This is a genomic window from Streptomyces sp. NBC_01267 (assembly GCF_036241575.1).
In the GTDB taxonomy this organism is placed as follows: domain Bacteria; phylum Actinomycetota; class Actinomycetes; order Streptomycetales; family Streptomycetaceae; genus Streptomyces.
This window is the reverse complement of the sequence record NZ_CP108455.1, coordinates 2,995,982-3,012,225: the sequence shown is the minus strand read 5'-3', so window position 1 is coordinate 3,012,225 and position 16,244 is coordinate 2,995,982. Positions and strand designations below refer to the sequence as shown.

The following is a 16,244-nucleotide window of genomic DNA, read 5'->3' as shown; positions in this document are numbered from 1 at the left end:
AGCACGTCAGTTCATGCCCGAAGGGGCCGTTCGCCATCCGTGGTGCGAGCGGCCCCTTCGGCATTCCCGGACAGATATACATGTATCGACCATGGATTTTACGGTCCCGTTACGTGGTATTGGGACTGTGACGGCACGTGTGCGTTGTTTACCAACTGCTGAGCCTTTTCCATCTGTACGGAGGTGTGCGCCATGGCCGACGCCGCGCTGCGGCTGACCACTCTTGCCGAGGAGCTGCTGGGAGCCCCGCTCCCGGTCCGTATCCGGGCCTGGGACGGCAGCGAGTCCGGGCCCCCGGGGACACCCGTCCTGGTGATCCGTCACCGTCGGGCCCTCAGGCGGCTGTTGTGGAAGCCGGGAGAGCTGGGACTCGCCCGTGCCTGGGTGGCCGGTGAGATCGACGTGGACGGTGATCTGTACGCCGCGCTCGGGCTGCTGGCCGGACTGATCTGGGAGCGCGGCGACGACGAGGCGGACACCAAGAAGGCCCGCCACCCGCTGCTCGACCCGAAACTGCGGGCCGCCGCCCGGGGGCTGCTGGACATCGGCGGGCTGCTTCCCCCGCCGCCCCCGCCGCCCGAGGAGATCCGCAACCGCCGCGGCACGATCCACACCAAGCGCCGCGACAAGCAGGCCATCAGCCACCACTACGACGTGGGCAACGACTTCTACGAGCTGGTGCTCGGGCCCTCGATGGTCTACTCCTGCGCCTACTGGGACGAGGACTCCACCCTGGAGACCGCCCAGCGCGACAAGCTCGACCTGGTCTGCCGCAAACTGGCGCTCAAGGAAGGCATGCGGCTGCTCGACGTCGGCTGCGGCTGGGGCTCGATGGCCATCCACGCGGCCCGCGAGTACGGCGTACAGGTCACCGGCGTCACCCTCTCCCGCGAGCAGGCGGCGTACGCGCGCAAGCGCATCGCCGAGGAGGGCCTGACCGACCGGATCGAGATCCGCGTCCAGGACTACCGGGACGTCAGGGACGGCCCCTACGACGCGATTTCGTCCATCGGGATGGCCGAGCACGTCGGCTCGGTGCGCTACCGGGAGTACGCGGACGACGTCTTCGCCCTGCTGAAGCCGGGCGGACGGCTGCTCAACCACCAGATCGCCCGCCGCCCCGAGGCGGACGAATCGGCCTACGAGATCGACGAGTTCATCGACGCGTACGTCTTCCCGGACGGGGAGCTCGCGCCGCTCGGCCGCACCGTGTCGATCCTGGAGGAGGCGGGCTTCGAGGCCCGTGACGTCGAGACCCTCCGCGAGCACTACGCGCTGACCCTGCGCGAGTGGGTGGCCAGGCTGGAGGCGAACTGGCAGGAGGCGGTCCGGCTGACGAGTCCGGGCCGGGCCAGGGTCTGGCGGCTGTACATGGCGGCCTCGGCGCTCGCCTTCGAGCACAACCGGATCGGCGTCAACCAGGTGCTGGCCGTGAAGACCCCGGAGAGCGGGGCCTCCGGGCTGCCGCGCCGGGCGCGTGACTGGCGCCGGACGCACTGACGTACCGCTGTCGGCCCGTCGCTGATCCGCGGGGGACCTGACCTCCGGGGACGGCCGCGGGCGGGCGTACGGACGGGGAGGCCCCGGGACATCGAAACTGTCCCGGGGCCTCCCCGTCCGTGTACCCCCTGACGGAGGGCTACTCGGTCTTGATCGCCGTCAGCATGTTCAGCCGGGCGGCGCTGCGGGCCGGCCAGAGCGAGGCCAGCACCCCGACGAACGCCGCGAGCAGCAGGAAGATGCCGATCCGGCCCCACGGCATGACCAGGACGTAGTGCGGGATGCTCGACCTGATGGTCTGGCCGATCGCCCAGGCCAGGAACGAACCCAGCACGATCCCGACGACCGCGCCGAAGACCGAGATCACCACGGCCTCCAGCCGGATCATCCGCTTCACCTTGGCCCGGTCCAGGCCGATCGCCCGGAGCATCCCGATCTCCTGCTGGCGCTCGAAGACCGACATCGCCAGGGTGTTGACGACCCCGAGCACCGCGATGATCAGGGCCATCGCGAGCAGCCCGTACATGATGTTCAGCGCCGTGTTGATCATGCCGCCGAACGCGTTGCGGATGTCCTTCTGGTCCATGACCGAGATGGCGGGGTTGTCGCCCATCGCGTTCACCAGGGACTGCTCGGCCGCCTTGCTGCTGCCGCCGTCCGTCTTGACGAAGATCTCGCGGATCTCGGGCTTCTTCTCGTGCGGGGTCACCACCGTGGTGGAGGCCAGCACGTCGGAGACGAACTGGTTGTCCTCGAAGACCGCGCCGACGGTCAGTTCGCCCTTCTTCTCGTCCAGGTACGTCACCGGCAGCTTGCTGCCGGGCTTCCAGTGGTGCCTGTCGGCCGTCTTCTGCGCGATCGCGACCTCGCCCTTGCCGAGCGTGGCCAGCGAGCCGGAGACCGTCCTGACGTTCAGCACCTGCTGGACGGCGCCGGGAGCGACACCGGAGACCGAGAGGCCTTCGCCGCCCAGGATCAGCTGGGTGCCGATGTGCGGCGAGACCGCGGTGACGCCCTTCGCGTGGTCCAGCGCGGTGACCGTGGAGGGGGCCAGCGGCATGCCGTTCGCCATCTGGACCATGTAGTCGGCCTTGATGTTGTCCGTGGTCACCCGGTCCACGGCCTGGCTCATCGTGGCGCCGAGCACCGAGAGCCCGGTGACCAGGGTGAGCCCGATCGCGAGGGCGGACGCGGTGGCGCCGGTGCGGCGCGGGTTACGGACCGCGTTCTGGCCCGCCAGCTTCCCGGACACCCCGAACAGCCGGTTCAGCAGCGGCCGTACGAGGGCGATGACCGGCCGGGACAGCAGCGGGATCAGCACGATCACGCCGATCAGGGCCAGGAAGGCACCGGCCGCGATCATCATCCGGCCGTCGGAACCGGCCGCCGCGCCCGCCACGATCACGGCCGCGCCGAGCAGGGTGATGACGCCGCCGATGACGTTCCGCACCACCAGGGACTTGGTCGACGCGGGCAGGTGCGCACTGCCCATCGCGGCCACCGGCGGGATCCTCGCGGCCCGGCGGGCGGGCAGCCAGGCGGCGAGCATCGTGATCAGTACGCCGACCAGCAGCGCGGCCAGCGCGGTGGTGGGCGCCACGATCAGCGGACCGCCCGGCACCTTCGCACCGAACGCGCCCATCGCGGAGCGCAGTCCGACGGCCAGCCCGATACCCAGCCCGAAGCCGACCGCGGACGCCACCAGACCGACCACCAGGGCCTCGGCGAGCACCGACCGGGTGACCTGCTTGCGGGAGGCGCCGACCGCGCGCAGCAGCGCCAGCTCCTTGGTGCGCTGGGCGACCAGCATGGTGAAGGTGTTGGAGATCAGGAAGATCCCGACGAAGAGGGCGACTCCGGCGAAGGCGAGGAGCATCTGGTTGAGCCCCGACATGCCCTTCTCGATCTGCTTGGCCTGGTCGTCGGCGAGCTGCTTGCCGGTCTGCGCGGTGGCGTTCTCCGGCAGCAGCGGCCTCACCTGGGAGAGGAGCTGCGTGGCGGACGTACCGGACGCGGCGGAGATGTTGACGTCCTGGAAGTAGCCGGGCTCCAGATAGAGCTTCTGCGCCACGGCCGTGTCGAAGAGGACCAGGCTGCCGCCCGCGCTGACCGCGCCGTCCTCGGTGGTGAAGACACCGGAGAGGGTGTACTTCTGCACCGGCCCGTTGGTCGCCACCCGCACGGTGTCGCCGACGTGGTACTTGCCCTTGTCCGCGGTGTCCTGGTCGAGGGCGATCTGACCGTTCTTCACCGGGCCCGAGCCGTCGGTGAAGGTGTACTGGGCGTCCTTGCCCTGCGGTCCGGGTGCGAAGTTCCCGCCGGAGTTGGACCAGCCGTTGCCGATCAGCTTGCCGTTCCGGTCGGCGACCCCGGCGAATCCGGAGACCCGGCCGGTGGCCGAGGTGACCCCGTCCAGCCGCCCTATCTTCTCCAGGGCCGCCGCGCTGACGCCGGGGTTCTGCTTGCTGCCGTGGTCCTGGCGGTAGGAGGTGACGGCGACGGCGGTCTTGTCGTAGCTCTTCGCCGACTGGTTGCGGAAGGCGTGGCCGAGGGTGTCGGTGAAGACCAGGGTGCCGGAGACGAAGGCCACGCCGAGCATCACGGCGAGTACGGTCATCAGCAGCCTGGCCTTGTGCGCGAGCACGTTGCGCAAGGCGGTACGGAACATGGTGTGTCAGTCCTGAGGTGAGGAGCCGGCGGGGGTGGGGCAGGGCCGAGCGGGGTCGGCGGGTGCGGTCCGGTGTCAGCTGGTCCGGCCCCGGGCGTCGAACTCCTTCATCCGGTCGAGCACGCCGTCGGCGGTGGGCGACAGCATCTCGTCGACGATCCGGCCGTCCGCGAGGAAGATCACCCGGTCCGCGTAGGCGGCGGCCACCGGGTCGTGGGTCACCATGACGACGGTCTGGCCCAGTTCCCGTACGGAGTTGCGCAGGAAGCCCAGCACCTCCGCCCCCGAGCGGGAGTCCAGGTTCCCGGTCGGCTCGTCGCCGAAGATGATCTCGGGCTGCGAGGCCAGCGCGCGGGCCACCGCCACGCGCTGCTGCTGGCCGCCGGAGAGCTGGGTGGGCCGGTGGCTGAGCCGGTCCTTGAGCCCCACCATCTCGATGACGTTCGCCAGCCACGCCTTGTCGGGCTTGCGGCCCGCGATGTCCATCGGCAGCGTGATGTTCTCGGCCGCGGTCAGCGTGGGCAGCAGGTTGAACGCCTGGAAGATGAAGCCGATCTTGTCCCGGCGCAGCTGGGTGAGCTGCTTGTCCTTGAGGGTGCTCAGTTCGGTCTCACCGATCCGTACGGAACCGGAGCTGAACGTGTCCAGGCCTGCCACGCAGTGCATCAGCGTCGACTTGCCGGAACCGGACGGGCCCATGATCGCGGTGAACTCGCCCTGCCGGAAGTCCACGGAGACGCTGTCCAGGGCGACCACCTGGGTCTCGCCGTGGCCGTACACCTTCGACAGTTCGGTGGCGCGAGCGGCCACCGCGGTGGAGCGGCGAGCGGTGGTGGTCGTGGTCACGTGAGGCTCCTCGGGACAGGCTGTGGGGACCTCTTCATCCTGTCGCCGGTCCTGGGCCGGAACGTCCGTCCTCATGCCCGTTCCCGGGGCCGCCTTGAGACTGACCGAGGGCCGCTCGCCTCCTCCTCGGGGATGACACCGGCCCTGAGACGGTCCGCCGGAGGGACCGGGCGGACCGGCCGGGCGGCGACTTTCCGTCAATCCCGTACCCCCCAGTACGAGGCGTCCACCACGTGCGGCATGTGCCGATGGCCCATCCACTTGCTGACGCACCTTCAGGCATCAATAAAATAAGACAACATCGGGCTTCTCGTCCGATGCTCGGCGGGCGGGTCCGGATAGTCTCTGACTCGCGAATGCGGTGCCGCGCGCCCTGCCCGGATGGTGGAATGCAGACACGGCGAGCTTAAACCTCGCTGCCCCTCGGGGGCGTACCGGTTCAAGTCCGGTTCCGGGCACTTCGCCAGTTCCTGTGTGTCCGCTGGGAGAGCATCCCGCACTGATGTCGCGATTGTCCGGGTTCGCCGCGGAAAGATCCTTCTCAGGCAGTAGGGCCTTCTCTTTGCTGTCCCATTACTCTTGCCCTGAGGCCACGCACCGTGGCCACTGAGGAGTGAGATGAGGAGCAGCAACCCGGTCTTCTCGCGACGGGGCTTCAGCCGCGACAACGGCTACGCGGGCTTCAACGCGGCACCGCAGGCCGGGGGCCCCGCGGTAGGGACCAACCCGTACGTGACGAATCCGTATGCCACGAATCCGTACGCGCCCGACCCGCACGGCCCGCAGGCGCCCGCCCGTACCAACGCGATGACGATGGACGACGTCGTCTCCCGCACGGCCATGACGCTCGGCACCGTCGCGGTCGCCGCCGTACTGGCCTGGACGCTGCTGCCGGTCTCCACCACCAGCTACGGGCTGGCCTTCGGCTCCGCGCTGGTCGCCTTCGTGCTGGCCATGGTGCAGTCCTTCAAGCGCACGCCGGTGCCCGCTCTGATCCTCGGTTACGCGTTCTTCGAGGGCATCTTCCTCGGCGTGATCAGCGAGATGTACAACAGCCAGTGGGCGGGTGCGCCCTTCCAGGCGGTGCTGGGCACGATGGCGGTCTCGGGCGCCACGCTGTTCATGTACAAGCAGCGCTGGATCCGGGTGACCGCGCGCTACGCCCGCATGGGCATGACCGTCGCCTTCGCGTTCATGGGGCTCCTGCTGGTCAATCTGCTGCTGGTCGTCACCGGGGTGGCCGACCAGGGCGGGCTGCGCAGCTTCGGTCCGCTCGGTGCGCTCGTCGGGATCGCGGCGATCCTGATCGGCTGCTTCTTCCTGACGCTGGACTTCAAGCAGATCGAGGACGGCATCGCCTTCGGCGCCCCGCGCGAGGAGTCGTGGCTGGCCGCGTTCGGTCTGACGGTGTCGCTCGTGTGGATCTACACGGAGATGCTGCGGCTCGTTGCGATCTTCAGCGGTGACTAGCAGGAAGTACTGAGGCGACGTCAGGGGACTGACGTGTACCCGCCGATGGCCGCCCGGACCTGGTCCGGGCGGCCATCGCTGTTCCACCGTCAGCCGCGGCTCCTCGGGTGCCCCGTGGTGACCTCGATCGAGTCGATCAGCAGCTTCCGGTAGTACGCGGGCACGCTCTCCAGCGCCCAGGTCGACGCGACGTCGATCCGGACGTAGCGGGCCCTGGTGTCGAGGTCGATGAAGCGCACCGCCTTCGCGCTCTCCAGCTCCGCGCTCGCGATCACGGTCGACCAGTTCCGGCCGTCGCGGCTGACCTGGACCCCGTACTCCTTGATCCGGGCCGAGTCCTCCTTGCGCCCGAAGGTCTCGCGGTTCTGCGTCGGGGACCACTCGTGGTGGTTGACGCCGAGGCAGGCGACGTTGCGCACCTCGCCGAGATCGAGGGTGATCGAGACCGGGATGGTGTCGCCGGCGTCCCAGTACGTGGTGAAGTCACCGTCCACCAGGTTCGACGCGGGGAACCCGGCCTTCGACGAGGTGGCGGTGGCGCGGACCCGGTGGCCCGGCAGGACGAAGGCGCGGTCACCGGTGGTCCTGATGCGGAAGACGGTGTCGTAGTCGTCCCACGTGGAGACGGAACGGATCGTCAGGGTGCCGTTCTCCTGGACGAACGGCATCCGCCGGCCGGTGCGCAGGTCCTCGACGCGGGTGATCCGGTAGCCGTTGTCGCGGACCCGTACGAAGGTGTCCGACGTGGGGCGGGTGGTGACGTGCAGGTACTGGAGCCGGGGGTCGTGCCGGGCCACGGTGACCGCGGCGAACGCCCCGTCGTTCAGCCAGCCGGGCTGCAGGCCGCCGTACATGTAGCCGCCGCCCTCGGTGCCGTCGACGGACTCCCACATGCCGTCGAACCAGTCGGCGACGTAGTTGTTGAACGCCTCGATGTTCGGGGTGAAGCGGCCACTGTGCTGGGCGCCCTCGGCTATCAGCGAGCGGATCGAGGCGCCCACGTTGCTGATCACCCGGCGGATGGTCAGCGGGTAGTCGACGGTGTTGTTCTTGCCCTCGTACCACCAGTTGCCGCCGACCGTGAAGCAGCCCTCGGCCAGCCGCGGCAGCGGTGTCCAGGTGGCCGCCGAGTAGTCGTAGTCCGGCAGCATCCCCTTCTTCTGCTCATGGCTGACCATGTCCATGATCGGGGTGTCCTCGTTGTTGTTGCTGAGCGTCATGTCCGGGCGCTCGGTGCGGATGCGCTCGTAGAGCTTGTTGCGCTCCCAGTACTCGTTGTCGTTGTCGATCCAGAAACCCGCCAACTCCGGGTAGTTCCGCATGAGTTCGACGAAGACGTCGTAGGAGTACTCGCCGAAGCCCTCGCGGGTGGTGAGGTCGACGGCCTTGCCCTTGTACGCGGAGTAGGCGGCCGAGTCCAGGCACTCGGTCCCGGTGGCGTCGTGCCACTGGGGGTCGTCGGTGACGTAACAGATGACCTTCAGGCCGCGCTTCTTCGCCGCCGCGATCAGTTCGCCCAGGAAGTCGCGCCGGGTGGAGCCGCTGCCCGGGATCTGCGAGGGCCAGGCGCGGGCGTAGCCGAGGCGGCTGTGGAAGGTCACCAGGACCAGGTAGGACGCCTTGAGCTTGAGCGCTTCCCGGACCCAGTACTCGGCGGTCCAGCCGGAGCCGGTGACCTCCGCCTCCCACGCGGCGGCATCGGTGAAGGCGGGGGCGGTGAACATGCCCCAGTGCAGGAAGAGACCGGTGCGGGCGGTACGCAGCCAGGGGTGTTCCCGGTACAGCGGCGGGGTCGGGGCGGCGGGGGCGGTCAGGCCGGTGGACGACCGGGCGGCGGACGGCCCGGTGACGGACGCCGGGGCGGCGAACGCGGGTGCGGCGGCGCCCAGGCCGGTCGCGGCGCCGGCCACGGTGATGCTCGCGGCCAGGAAGCCTCTTCTGCCGATGGTGCTCATACGGTGTGCTCCTCGGGTGCGGTGGGGGTACGGGACCGGACAAGCGCCGGGGACGGGTGGAGCGTCTCCCCGGAGGTCATGAGGGCATGGCGAAGGTGCGCGCCGTGGGGGTGGCCGCGGCGGTGGTGGTAGGGGGCGTGGTGGGTGGCGGCGGTGGTGGGCGGGGGCGTGGTGGTGGGTGCGCCGCGGGGGTGGCGGTAGGGGGCGTGGTGGGTGGCGGCGGTGGTGGGCGGGGCCGTGGTGGTGGGTGGGCGGTCAGCTGGACGCGCGGATCACCAGGTCGGGGACGATCACGGCCTCCTCGGGCCGGTCACCGGACATCAGCGCCTCGACCTGGCGTACGGCGGCCCGGCCCAGCTGTTCCTTGTCGATGTGCAGCGTGGTGAGCGGGGGGTCGACGAGCCGCCCCAGCATCAGCCCGTCGCAGCCGACGAAGGCGCAGTCCCCGGGGACCGAGAGCCCCCGGGCCAGGGCGCGGCGCATGGCACCGATGGCGATGAGGTCGTTGTACGCGACCACCGCGGTGACCCCCGGAAGGGCCGCCAGCAGCCGGTCCATCGCCTCCGCGCCGCCGTCCAGGGAGTTCTCGGCGGGCAGCACCCAGGCCTCGTCCACGGGCAGCGCGTGTTCGGCGGCCACCCGCAGGAAGAGCCCGTGCCGGGTGTCCGGCAGCAGGGCGTCGCTGTTCGCGCGGTCGTCGAGCATGGCGATCCGGGTGTGGCCACGGGCGGTCAGATGGCCGACCGCCTGCCGGATCCCCGACTCGAAGTCGATCCGGACACCGCCCACCGAGGGCGGCGGCGCCTCGTGGTTCAGCAGGACGAGCGGGATGCCGGAGGCGCGGATGCGCTCCACCGCCACCGGGTCGATCATGAACGCCACACAGGCGTCGACGTGTTCGGCGACGGTGTCGGCCACCGACGACTCGCGTTCCGTCGCGTGGCCGGTGCTGTGGACGGTGACCTGCCAGCCGCGTTTGTCGGCGGCCTCCATCACCCCCGACACCACCTCGGGGAAGAAGGGGTTGAGGACGTCCGCGATGACGAGTCCGACGGTGGTGACCCCCTGGCTGACCATGCCGCGGGCGAAGCGGCTCGGCCGGTAGCCCATCGCGCGGGCGACCTGGAGCACGTGCTGCCGGGTCGCCGGGTCGATCTCGGGCTTGTCGTTGATCGCCCGGGACACGGTCTGCCGGGAGACCCCGGCCGACCGGGCGACGTCGTCGATCGTGGCCCGTCGTGACGTGCTGGCTGCGGACAAGTGCGTCGCCCTTCTTGCCCCGGCCGGTGAACGGCCGGTGAGGGATGGGAAGACGGTGAGGACGGTGGAGGGAGCCGGGTACGTGAGCGCTCCCGGGAGCGCTCACGGGGTCATGATTCTGGCGCCCGGGATGCCTGTCAATACCGCCGGATCTCTGAAATCCCTTCCGGGCGGCGGCACTTGGCCCGTCGGGCGTCGTGGGCGCTCGGTGCGTCCGTGGCACGGCTGCCCGGCACGTCCCGGCGTGCTCACGGTCAAGGCGCGCGGCACGACAGCACTTCGCCCCGCAGGCCGGAGCCGACGGGGCGAAGACGGGGGGAGGGGGACCGTACGCCTCAGCGCAGCCGTCGGGCGGCTCGCCGCAGGTCGTACTCGTGGATGATCGCCTTGGCGTGGCCGTAGGCCAGGTGGTGCTCGGTCCTGAGCCAGCTGACCTTCTCGTCGAAACGGACGAGGGTGGGGCCTTCGTCGACGGCACGGAGCCAGTCGGACACTTCGCGGCCCGTGCACTGGGGGATGCGGGAGAGCAGATTGCGATGGGTCTCTTCGGAGAAGACTTGGGACATCGGCGCCTCCGGAGGCGTTGCGCTGAGTCGGCCGTGGAGAGCCCGGTGGTAGCGGGACGGGCCCTCGTGCTGGTCCTTCACTGCACCGTGCCTGAGCGTCGGCCCGTTGGCAACAGTCCTGGACGGGCGCGTAAGGTCGCGGCGTGCTTGATACGACCCCCCTCACCGCCGCAGTGGAACGCTTCGCCGACCGGCTGCGCGCCGCCCCGCAGAGCCGTCTTCAGCGGGGCGCCGCCGCCGACGGGCTCGCGCTGGCCAGGGAACTCTCGTCCCGCGCACAGCGCTTGGAGGTGCAGCGTCGGCAAGGGGCGGGCGCTGCCGTGCGGGTCATGCCGGACGCCGGGATATTCGCCGTGGCCGACCAACTCGCCGTAGCGGGGAACGACTTGGCCCTGGAGCTGCGAACGGCCTCGTCCGTGGAGCTGGACGAGGCCGTGAAGTTGGTGGAAGCGGCCGAGGCCGGTTCGGGTCTGTGAGGGGCGGGTCGGGTCCGCGGAGGGCCGTCGGGTGCGGGTGCTGCGGGGACTGCGGGCGCTGAGGGCGCTGCGGGACTACAGGGACGCGATGACGCGGTCGGCGAGGATGTAGACGTTCTCCTCGCCGCAGGTGAAGGTCAGCGCGTACGCACCGGAGATGCCGGAACCGCCCAGCAGGACCGGGGTGTCGCCCGCGCGCAGCGCCTCGGCGAGCCGTTCGGCGGTCTCGCGGTGGCCCGGGGTCATGCAGAGCGTGGTGCCGTCGGCGAAGACGTACACATCGAGCGTGCCGAGCGGGCCGGGGCGTACGTCGGAGAGCGCGGTGCGGGTCTCGGCCAGCTCTTCCAGGCGGGTCACCATGCGCTCGTGGTCGGTCACCACCGGTGTCCGGACCGGTACGAAGTCGGGGTGCGAGGGGTGCCTGCGGCGGGCGGCGGCCAGCTCGGCACTGTCGTTGGCGTACTCGTCGACGCCCGGCTCGTCGTCCGCCTCGATGCCCGCGTCGACGGCCGGTTCGAGCTCCGGCGCGAAGGGCGATTCGAAGCCGCGCCCCAGAAGGGCGTCGTTCAGGGCGCTGTCCAGGCCACCGTCCGGACCGGATTCGAGGCCGGATTCGAAGCCGGTGAAGTCGGCCTGGCGCGGCAGGAAGAACGCGGCGTCCTCGCCGAGTCCGGCCAGACCGCCCAGCAGGGAAGGGGTGTCCGCGGCGTCACGGGACTCCTGCGCCGCCCAGAAGGCGCGCGCCTCGGCCAGTTCGCGTTCGCGTTCCTCGGCCAGCGCCTCGGCGACGGCCGCGCGTATCTCCGCGACCGGAGTCTCACGGGCGGCCGGTACGGTGGCGCCCCGGGTGCCGCGGGACGTGGCAGCCAGGTCGTCGCGCAGGGCGGCGATCTGACCGCGCAGGCCGTGCGCGGCATAGAGGGACGCAGCGCCGACGGCCGTGGCGGCGGCCGTCGTCAGCAGCAGGGCAATCGACAAAGTGCTCACTGACTTACTCCCGGATTCAATCGTTCCCCGACTTCCTACATCAGCTTGTCGTGAGAGTGCTCCCACCGGCAGTGCATTACGTCATGAATTGGACAGGTCTTTGTGCCCTATGTTCTGTCCCGATACTGCTGTGACCTGCGGAAACAACTCTCCCCCGGGACGTAGGTCACATCCTGGGGGAGATTCGGTCACAGCTGGGTGGCGAGAGGCTTACCTGAGGCACGGTTGTGACAGGGGCGGCATCAGCCGTGCCTCTGGGTAGCGGAGTACTTCAGGCCGAACAAGCTGATTCAGGTCAGCTGAGGCGCTCGATGACCATGGCCATGCCCTGGCCGCCGCCGACGCACATCGTCTCCAGACCGAACTGCTTGTCGTGGAACTGGAGGCTGTTGATCAGTGTGCCGGTGATCCGCGCGCCGGTCATGCCGAAGGGGTGACCGACGGCGATGGCGCCGCCGTTGACGTTCACCTTGTCCAGGTCGAGGCCCAAGTCCTGGTAGGACGGGATGACTTGAGCGGCGAACGCCTCGTTCAGTTCGGCCAGGTCGATGTCGCCGATGGTCAGACCGGCCCGCTTCAGCGCCTGCTTCGACGCCTCCACCGGGCCGTATCCCATGATCTCGGGGGACAGGCCGGTGACCCCGGTCGAGACGATCCGGGCCAGCGGGGTCAGCCCCAGCTCGCGCGCCTTGGTGTCGCTCATGATGACGAGTGCGGCGGCGCCGTCGTTCAGCGGGCAGCAGTTGCCCGCGGTGACCCGGCCGTCGGGCCGGAAGACCGGCTTCAGGCCCTGCACGCCTTCGAGGGTGACTCCGGCGCGCGGGCCGTCGTCCTTCGAGACGACCGTGCCGTCGGGGAGCGTGACCGGGGTGATCTCCCGCGCCCAGAAGCCGTTCTTGATGGCTTCCTCGGCGAGGTTCTGGGACCGTACGCCGAACTCGTCCATCTCCTGGCGGCTGATGCCCTTGAGCCCGGCCAGGTTCTCGGCGGTCTGCCCCATCGCGATGTACGCGTCGGGCACCAGGCCGTCCTCGCGCGGGTCGTGCCAGGAGGCGCCCTCGCTCTCCGCCACCGCCGCGGTGCGCGCCTCCGCGTCCGCGAAGAGCGGGTTGTGCGTGTCCGGGAGGCTGTCCGAATTGCCCTTCACGAAGCGGGACACCATCTCGACACCGGCGGAGATGAAGACGTCGCCCTCGCCCGCCTTGATGGCGTGCATCGCCATCCGGGAGGTCTGGAGCGAGGAGGAGCAGTAGCGGGTGACCGTGCAGCCGGGAAGGTGGTCCATCCCCATCTGTACGGCGACGATGCGGCCCATGTTGTTGCCCTGCTCGCCGCCGGGCAGCCCGCAGCCGAGCATCAGGTCGTCGATGTCCGTGGGATCCAGCTCGGGGACCTTGGCGAGGGCGGCCTGGATGATGGTGGCGGTGAGGTCGTCGGCGCGCAGGTCCTTCAGCGAGCCCTTGAAGGCGCGGCCGATGGGGGAGCGGGCGGTTGACACGATCACGGCTTCGGGCATCACGGCTCCAGAGGGTGCGGTGGTCGGGTGACGGGGTGCTGGGGGTGGTGGTCGGGTTGCGTGCGGGCGGCGCAGGAAGGCACGGCTGATTGGAAGTTACCCGGACGTACCGTGAAGGTCACCGGACCGGGCATGTGATGCGGGACTCTTTTCTAAGCGACCGCTCAGGACGCGCCGGGGCGGTCCCGGATCTCACCCGTGCGGCGCAGTGTCGGCCGGTTCCGACGCCTCCGGTGTCTCCGGCAGCCGCCTCCGCCTGCGGTGCTTCAGCAGCGCCCACGGGGCCCGCGCCCCGGTGACCTCGGTACCCGCCTCCGACGCCGCCGCCGATGCGGCCTTCGCCACCGGGAGCATGTCCTCGTCGCGGGTCGCGTCCAGCCGGTCGGCCTCCGGCCACAGGCCCAGGGCCGCGCAGAGGGTGGGCAGGACCGCCATCGCGGCCGTCGCGTACCCCTCCGCCGACGGGTGGTAGTTGTCCGGGCCGAACAGCTCGCGCGGGTTCGCCGCGAACTCGGGGCCCAGCATCTCGCCCAGCGACACGGTCCGCCCGCCCTGTTCGACCACGCCGATCGTCTGGGCCGCCGCCAGCTGCCGCGAGACGCGGCGGGCCAGCCAGCGCAGCGGCTGGTAGACCGGCTCCACCGTGCCCAGGTCGGGGCAGGTCCCGACGATGACCTCCGCCCCTGCCGTGCGCAGCCGCCGTACCGCCGTGGCCAGGTGCCGCACGGACCGGGTGGCCGGCATCCGGTGCGTCACGTCGTTCGCGCCGATCATGATCACGCAGACCTCCGGCGTACCGGCGGGATCCGTGAGCACCAGCGTCACCTGGCGGTCCAGGTCGTCCGACATCGCGCCGGGCAGCGCCACGTTCCGCAGGTCCACCGGCCGCTCGGCCACCGCCGCGAGCCCGGAGGCCAGCAGCGCGGCCGGGGTCTGGCCCGCCCGTCGTACGCCCTGCCCCGCCGCCGTCGAGTCGCCGAGCATCGCGAGCCGCAGCGGCTCCAGGCGTTCGGTGCGCCCGGCGAACGCCAATCCGTACCGCCCGTCCGCGCTCGGCGCGTCCGGGGCCCGCCCACCGCCCACCGACCGCTTCGCCAGCTGGACCTCCGCGAGCACCACACCCACCGCAGCCGCTCCGACCAGGCCGATGCTTCCTCCGCCGTACGCCGCGCCCGCGGCGATCCGGCGTGCCACCCTCGCCCTCGACACTGCCACCTCCTCATGGCCGGACACCTGCCGGGCGGTGTCCGGCCGACCAAGTCGTAACTGCCCGGAGACCGGTGCCGCTCAATCTTCTCCAATACGCTGACCGCCATGGTGCACTTCCACGACTCGATGATCAGCCTCGTAGGCAACACCCCGCTGGTGAGGCTCAACCATGTGACCGCCGGTATCAGGGCGACCGTCCTGGCCAAGGTCGAATACTTCAACCCGGGCGGCTCCGTGAAGGACCGCATCGCCGTACGCATGATCGAGGCGGCGGAGCAGAGCGGTGAGCTGCAGCCCGGCGGCACGATCGTCGAACCGACCTCCGGGAACACCGGTGTCGGCCTTGCGATCGTGGCCCAGCAGAAGGGCTACAAGTGCATCTTCGTCTGCCCGGACAAGGTGTCCACGGACAAGATCAATGTGCTGCGGGCGTACGGCGCCGACGTCGTCGTCTGCCCGACGGCGGTCGACCCGGACCACCCCGACTCGTACTACAACGTCTCCGACCGCCTGGTCAGGGAGACGCCGGGCGCCTGGAAGCCCGATCAGTACAGCAACCCCAACAACCCGCGCTCGCACTACGAGACCACCGGTCCCGAACTGTGGGAGCAGACGGAGGGGAAGATCACCCACTTCGTCGCGGGTGTCGGCACCGGCGGCACGATCACCGGCACCGGGCGCTATCTGAAGGACGTCTCGGACGGCCGGGTCCGGGTCATCGGCGCGGACCCCGAGGGCTCGGTGTACTCCGGGGGTTCCGGGCGGCCGTACCTCGTCGAGGGCGTCGGTGAGGACTTCTGGCCGACCGCGTACGACAGGACCGTCACGGACGGCATCGTCGCCGTGTCCGACAAGGACTCCTTCCGGATGACGCGCCGGCTCGCCAAGGAGGAGGGCCTGCTGGTCGGCGGCTCCTGCGGGATGGCGGTCGTGGCGGCGCTGAAGGTGGCGGAGGACCTGGGCCCCGACGACATCGTCGTGGTCCTGCTGCCGGACAGCGGACGCGGATACCTCTCGAAGATCTTCAACGACGAATGGATGAACGACTACGGGTTCCTGGAGCAGCCGGGCGACGAACCGTGCGTCGCCGACGTACTCGAGTACAAGTCGCACGGCATCCCCAGCCTGGTGCACATGCACCCGGAGGAGACGGTGGGCGAGGCGATCGAGGTGCTGCGGGAGTACGGCGTCTCGCAGATGCCGATCGTCAAGCCGGGGGCCGGACATCCGGACGTGATGGCGGCCGAGGTCATCGGCTCGGTGGTGGAGCGCGAGCTGCTCGACGCGCTGTTCACCCAGCGGGCCTCGCTGGGCGACGCCCTGGAGAAGCACATGTCGGCGCCGCTGCCGCTGGTCGGTTCGGGCGAGCCGGTCGGCGATCTGATGGCCGTGCTGGGCAAGGCGGACGCGGCGATCGTGCTGGTGGAGGGGAAGCCGAAGGGGGTCGTGACGCGGCAGGACCTGCTGGCGTTCCTCGCCAAGGTCGAGGCGTGACCGGCGCACGCTGAACGTGGAGCGTCCCTGATCCGGGCCGTCCTGATCCGGGCCGTGCCGGTTCGGGCCGTGCCAATTCGGTACGTGCGTGTCACGTCCGCGCAGCACGGGCTTAACACCACTGGGGCACATTGGTGAGTGCCGGAAGGGAAACCTTCCGGCACCACGAACGGCGTCAAGGACCTCCGGAGCGGCTCCCGGCCTCCAGGACGCCACGGACGCGGTACCCCGGCCCTGACCCGGGACCGCGTCCCTCGCGGGGACCGTCGTCGTCCCGCCCTCCGGCCCGCCGGAGGT

12 protein-coding genes and 1 tRNA gene are annotated in these 16,244 nt (G+C 70.3%); 5 read left to right on the top strand and 8 right to left on the bottom strand.

The window, feature by feature from the left end; all coding sequences use genetic code 11:
• Nucleotides 1–192 precede the first annotated feature (192 nt).
• Nucleotides 193–1,500: an SAM-dependent methyltransferase gene (locus OG709_RS13705; protein WP_250302016.1), complete on the top strand. Its 1,308-nt coding sequence runs from the start codon at nucleotides 193–195 to the stop codon at nucleotides 1,498–1,500.
• 139 nt (nucleotides 1,501–1,639) lie between these two features.
• Here the strand turns inward: OG709_RS13705 and OG709_RS13700 are convergent, their stop codons facing one another.
• Together OG709_RS13700 and OG709_RS13695 are read right to left on the bottom strand one after the other, a co-directional pair.
• Entirely contained in the window at nucleotides 1,640–4,168 is a 2,529-nt protein-coding gene (locus OG709_RS13700; protein WP_250302017.1) for an ABC transporter permease, read from the bottom strand.
• A 75-nt stretch (nucleotides 4,169–4,243) separates the two neighbouring features.
• The gene (locus OG709_RS13695) at nucleotides 4,244–5,014 is read right to left on the bottom strand and encodes an ABC transporter ATP-binding protein (protein WP_250302018.1); all 771 of its coding nucleotides are present in this window, start codon (nucleotides 5,012–5,014) and stop codon (nucleotides 4,244–4,246) included.
• A 375-nt stretch (nucleotides 5,015–5,389) separates the two neighbouring features.
• Between OG709_RS13695 and OG709_RS13690 the strand changes: the two genes are divergently transcribed.
• Nucleotides 5,390–5,472, top strand: a tRNA-Leu gene (locus OG709_RS13690).
• Between the two features lie 160 nt (nucleotides 5,473–5,632).
• Nucleotides 5,633–6,484 (top strand): Bax inhibitor-1/YccA family protein, encoded by an 852-nt coding sequence (locus tag OG709_RS13685; protein ID WP_329166273.1) that lies wholly within the window; start codon nucleotides 5,633–5,635, stop codon nucleotides 6,482–6,484.
• 89 nt (nucleotides 6,485–6,573) lie between these two features.
• Here the strand turns inward: OG709_RS13685 and OG709_RS13680 are convergent, their stop codons facing one another.
• From OG709_RS13680 to OG709_RS13670, 3 genes are all read right to left on the bottom strand, one after another.
• The gene (locus tag OG709_RS13680; RefSeq protein WP_266642793.1) at nucleotides 6,574–8,439 is read right to left on the bottom strand and encodes a discoidin domain-containing protein; all 1,866 of its coding nucleotides are present in this window, start codon (nucleotides 8,437–8,439) and stop codon (nucleotides 6,574–6,576) included.
• A 255-nt stretch (nucleotides 8,440–8,694) separates the two neighbouring features.
• On the bottom strand, nucleotides 8,695–9,699 hold the full coding sequence (locus OG709_RS13675) for a LacI family DNA-binding transcriptional regulator (RefSeq protein WP_266642795.1): 1,005 nt from the start codon (nucleotides 9,697–9,699) through the stop codon (nucleotides 8,695–8,697).
• Between the two features lie 335 nt (nucleotides 9,700–10,034).
• The gene (locus OG709_RS13670) at nucleotides 10,035–10,265 is read right to left on the bottom strand and encodes a DUF4287 domain-containing protein (RefSeq protein WP_250302131.1); all 231 of its coding nucleotides are present in this window, start codon (nucleotides 10,263–10,265) and stop codon (nucleotides 10,035–10,037) included.
• Between the two features lie 143 nt (nucleotides 10,266–10,408).
• Between OG709_RS13670 and OG709_RS13665 the strand changes: the two genes are divergently transcribed.
• Complete coding sequence (locus OG709_RS13665; RefSeq protein WP_329166269.1) at nucleotides 10,409–10,741, top strand: hypothetical protein; 333 nt, start codon at nucleotides 10,409–10,411, stop codon at nucleotides 10,739–10,741.
• A gap of 75 nt (nucleotides 10,742–10,816) precedes the next feature.
• Here the strand turns inward: OG709_RS13665 and OG709_RS13660 are convergent, their stop codons facing one another.
• From OG709_RS13660 to OG709_RS13650, 3 genes are all read right to left on the bottom strand, one after another.
• Complete coding sequence (locus tag OG709_RS13660) at nucleotides 10,817–11,728, bottom strand: hypothetical protein (protein ID WP_250302133.1); 912 nt, start codon at nucleotides 11,726–11,728, stop codon at nucleotides 10,817–10,819.
• Nucleotides 11,729–12,023: 295 nt separating this feature from the next.
• Nucleotides 12,024–13,244, bottom strand: coding sequence for an acetyl-CoA C-acetyltransferase (locus OG709_RS13655; protein ID WP_250302134.1), 1,221 nt, complete (start codon nucleotides 13,242–13,244; stop codon nucleotides 12,024–12,026).
• Nucleotides 13,245–13,436: 192 nt separating this feature from the next.
• Complete coding sequence (locus OG709_RS13650; RefSeq protein ID WP_250302210.1) at nucleotides 13,437–14,438, bottom strand: SGNH/GDSL hydrolase family protein; 1,002 nt, start codon at nucleotides 14,436–14,438, stop codon at nucleotides 13,437–13,439.
• A gap of 123 nt (nucleotides 14,439–14,561) precedes the next feature.
• Here OG709_RS13650 and OG709_RS13645 point away from each other — a divergent pair, with 123 nt between their 5' ends.
• Entirely contained in the window at nucleotides 14,562–15,947 is a 1,386-nt protein-coding gene (locus OG709_RS13645) for a cystathionine beta-synthase (protein ID WP_250302211.1), read from the top strand.
• Nucleotides 15,948–16,244: the final 297 nt, after the last annotated feature.